The organism is Streptomyces torulosus (genome assembly GCF_001419765.1).
GTDB classification, from domain to species: Bacteria; Actinomycetota; Actinomycetes; order Streptomycetales; family Streptomycetaceae; genus Streptomyces; species Streptomyces torulosus.
In genome coordinates, this window is sequence record NZ_LIRK01000859.1 from 1 (window position 1) to 2,593 (window position 2,593).

At 72.5% G+C, this 2,593-nt stretch carries 3 protein-coding genes; 1 reads left to right on the top strand and 2 read right to left on the bottom strand.

Features of this window, described 5'->3' with window-relative positions; genetic code table 11:
- Both AOK23_RS41460 and AOK23_RS41465 read right to left on the bottom strand, forming a co-directional pair.
- A partial coding sequence (locus AOK23_RS41460) for an SDR family NAD(P)-dependent oxidoreductase (RefSeq protein WP_055717564.1) occupies nucleotides 1-676 on the bottom strand: 676 nt, incomplete at its 3' end.
- Nucleotides 673-1,416 carry a class I SAM-dependent DNA methyltransferase gene (locus AOK23_RS41465; RefSeq protein ID WP_055717565.1) on the bottom strand — a complete coding sequence of 248 codons (744 nt, stop codon included), beginning with the start codon at nucleotides 1,414-1,416 and terminating at the stop codon, nucleotides 673-675. The genes AOK23_RS41465 and AOK23_RS41460, both read right to left, overlap by 4 nt.
- A 148-nt stretch (nucleotides 1,417-1,564) precedes the next feature.
- Here AOK23_RS41465 and AOK23_RS41470 point away from each other — a divergent pair, with 148 nt between their 5' ends.
- Nucleotides 1,565-2,473 carry an aminoglycoside phosphotransferase family protein gene (locus tag AOK23_RS41470; RefSeq protein WP_055717566.1) on the top strand — a complete coding sequence of 303 codons (909 nt, stop codon included), beginning with the start codon at nucleotides 1,565-1,567 and terminating at the stop codon, nucleotides 2,471-2,473.
- The last annotated feature ends 120 nt before the right edge of the window (nucleotides 2,474-2,593 follow it).

Sequence of the window (2,593 nt, forward strand, 5' to 3'; positions counted from 1 at the left end):
CCGCACCGTCGACGAGGGCGCGGGCGCCCTCCTCGACGGTGCGGGGCGCGCGGAAGTCGTTCATGGCGGTGGCCGTCCAGCCCGGCGACACCGAGTTGATCTTGATGTGCCTCAGGTCCGGGTCCTGGCGAAACGCGAGGTCGTACTGGACCGTCACCATGTTGAGGGCCGCCTTCGAGGCGGTGTACGCGAGGCGCGCCGAGGCGTCGCCGGGCAGGTCCGCGCCGGAGGTGGTGAGGCCGAACGAGGCCGTGGTGCTGGAGACGTTGACGACGCGGGGCGCCGGGGAGCGGCGCAGCAGCGGCAGCAGGGCGTGGAGCACCGCGACCGGGCCGACGACGTTGACGTCGAGGATGTCGCGGAGGAGCCGGGCGTCGGTGTCGACGGCGGTGGCCCCGCGGAAGTGACCTGCGTTGTTGACCAGGACGTCGAGCCTGCCGTGCTCCTTCTCCAGCCGGTCGGCGAGTTCGGTGACACTGCGGGCGTCCGTCACGTCGAGCGCCACAGGTGTGACGTGGACGCCTTCGCGGTCGAGTGCGCGGGCGGCGTTCTCGCCCTGCCGGATGTCGCGGGCGCCGAGGAGGACCCGGGCGCCGCGCAGGGCGAGTTGCCGGGCGGCCTCCCGTCCGATGCCGCGGTTGGCGCCGGTGACGAGGACGATCGCATCCGGGGTCATCGCTCGGGCCGGTACACCGAGACATGGCCGGTGCTGTCGGGGCCGAAGGGGCGGCCGGACCAGTCGGCGACCCGCCGGTCGAGGCGGAGGCCGGCGCGGGCCGCCATCACGTCGAGTTCGGCGGGCCAGCAGTAGCGCTCGGCGTGGGGGCGCAGTCGGACGCCGTCCGCGCCGAAGGTGATCTTCTGGCTGTGGAAGCGCTGGGCGGCCAGGTCGAAGCGGTACACCTCGATGGTGGCGGAGTCCTCCGTCACCGAGAGGGCCTGGACGCGCTGGCCCCGGTCGAAGAACGACGGGTCGGGGACATATGCCTCCACCACGAAGGCGCCGTCCTCGTCGAGGACGCGGGCGACATTGCGGAAGCAGTCCTGCTGGCGCTCGGCCTCCAGAAGGTTGAACAGGGTGTTGTAGACGAGGTAGACGAGGGTGAAGGGGCCGGTGACCGGGACGTCGGCCATGTCGCCGACGGTCACGGGGACGTCGTCGCCGCCGGGTTTCTCGCGCAGGCGCGCGGCCATCTTCGCGGACCCCTCGACGCCTTCGACGCGGATGCCTCGGGCGGCAAGCGGCAGGGCCACCCGGCCGGTGCCGACGGCGAGTTCGAGGGCGGACCCGCCCTTGGCGAGGGGGGCGAGGAAGTCGACGGCGGGCGTGGGGTCGAGGCTGGTCCTGTCGTCGTAGTCGTCGGCCCAGACCTCGCCGAAGAGCGCGGGATCGCCGAACTTCCGATGGGTGGCCATGAGGAAACCCCTTCAGTCGGTGGACTCGGTACCATCTTGCCCCGCTTGGCAACTCAAAGGCAATGCGTTGCCATTCTGATGGAGCGATCACGGATCGGAAGTGTCAAATCCGTTGCGCGGGTGTGCCCTTTCGAGCGATCATCGGCCCATGGCTTCGACACCCCCCGATGGCCGCGCAGGCATCGACGCCGCGCTGGTCACAAGGCTGATCGCCGGTCAGTTCCCGCAGTGGGCCGACTTACCCGTGGTTCCGGTGGAGGTTGACGGCTGGGACAACCGCACCTACCGCCTCGGTGACGACATGTCGGTCCGGCTGCCCACCGCCGCCGGGTACGTCCCCGCGGTCGACAAGGAGAGCGCGTGGCTGCCGCGTCTGGCGCCCGCGCTGCCCGTGGCGATCCCGGCCGTGCTGGGCAAGGGCGTCCCCGGCGAGGGGTACCCCTTCCCCTGGTCGGTGCGCGGCTGGCTGGACGGCGAGACGTCCGCACCCGAACGCATCGACGACATGGCGCAGTTCGCCGTCGCCCTCGCCGACTTCCTCCTCGCCCTCCAGCGCTGCGACGCCACCGGCGGCCCGGTCGCCGGGCAGCACAGCTGGTACCGGGGCGCCCCTCCGGCGCACTACGACGAGGAGACCCGCCGCTGTCTCGCCGCCCTCGAAGGCCGCGTCGACACCGAACGGGCCGCCGAGGTCTGGCGGGCCGCGCTCGCCGCCGAGTGGCACGGGGCACCCGTGTGGTTCCACGGGGACATCGCGAGCGGCAATCTGCTGGTCAGGGACGGCAAGTTGGCGGCCGTCATCGACTTCGGCACCTCGGGGGTCGGCGACCCGGCCTGCGATCTGGTGATCGCGTGGACGATGTTCTCCGGCGACAGCCGCGAGGCGTTCCGGCGAGCGGTCGCCCAGGACGAGGGCATGTGGGCGCGGGCCCGGGGCTGGGCCCTGTGGAAGTCGCTGCTCATGCTGTCCGAGACCATCGACACCGACCCGGACCTGGCCGCCTTCCACCGGCGGGTCATCGACCAGGTCCTCTCCGATCACGACGACTTCGCCTAGTCAGGTGCGCGCGGCCCCCGGTCCGGCCCGGCCCGCCGAGGTGCCCCTGCCGGGCCCGCCCGGCGCCGGCTAGCCGGCGACCGGGAAGTCGGCGTCCCCGCCCCCCGACCGCCGCGAGGC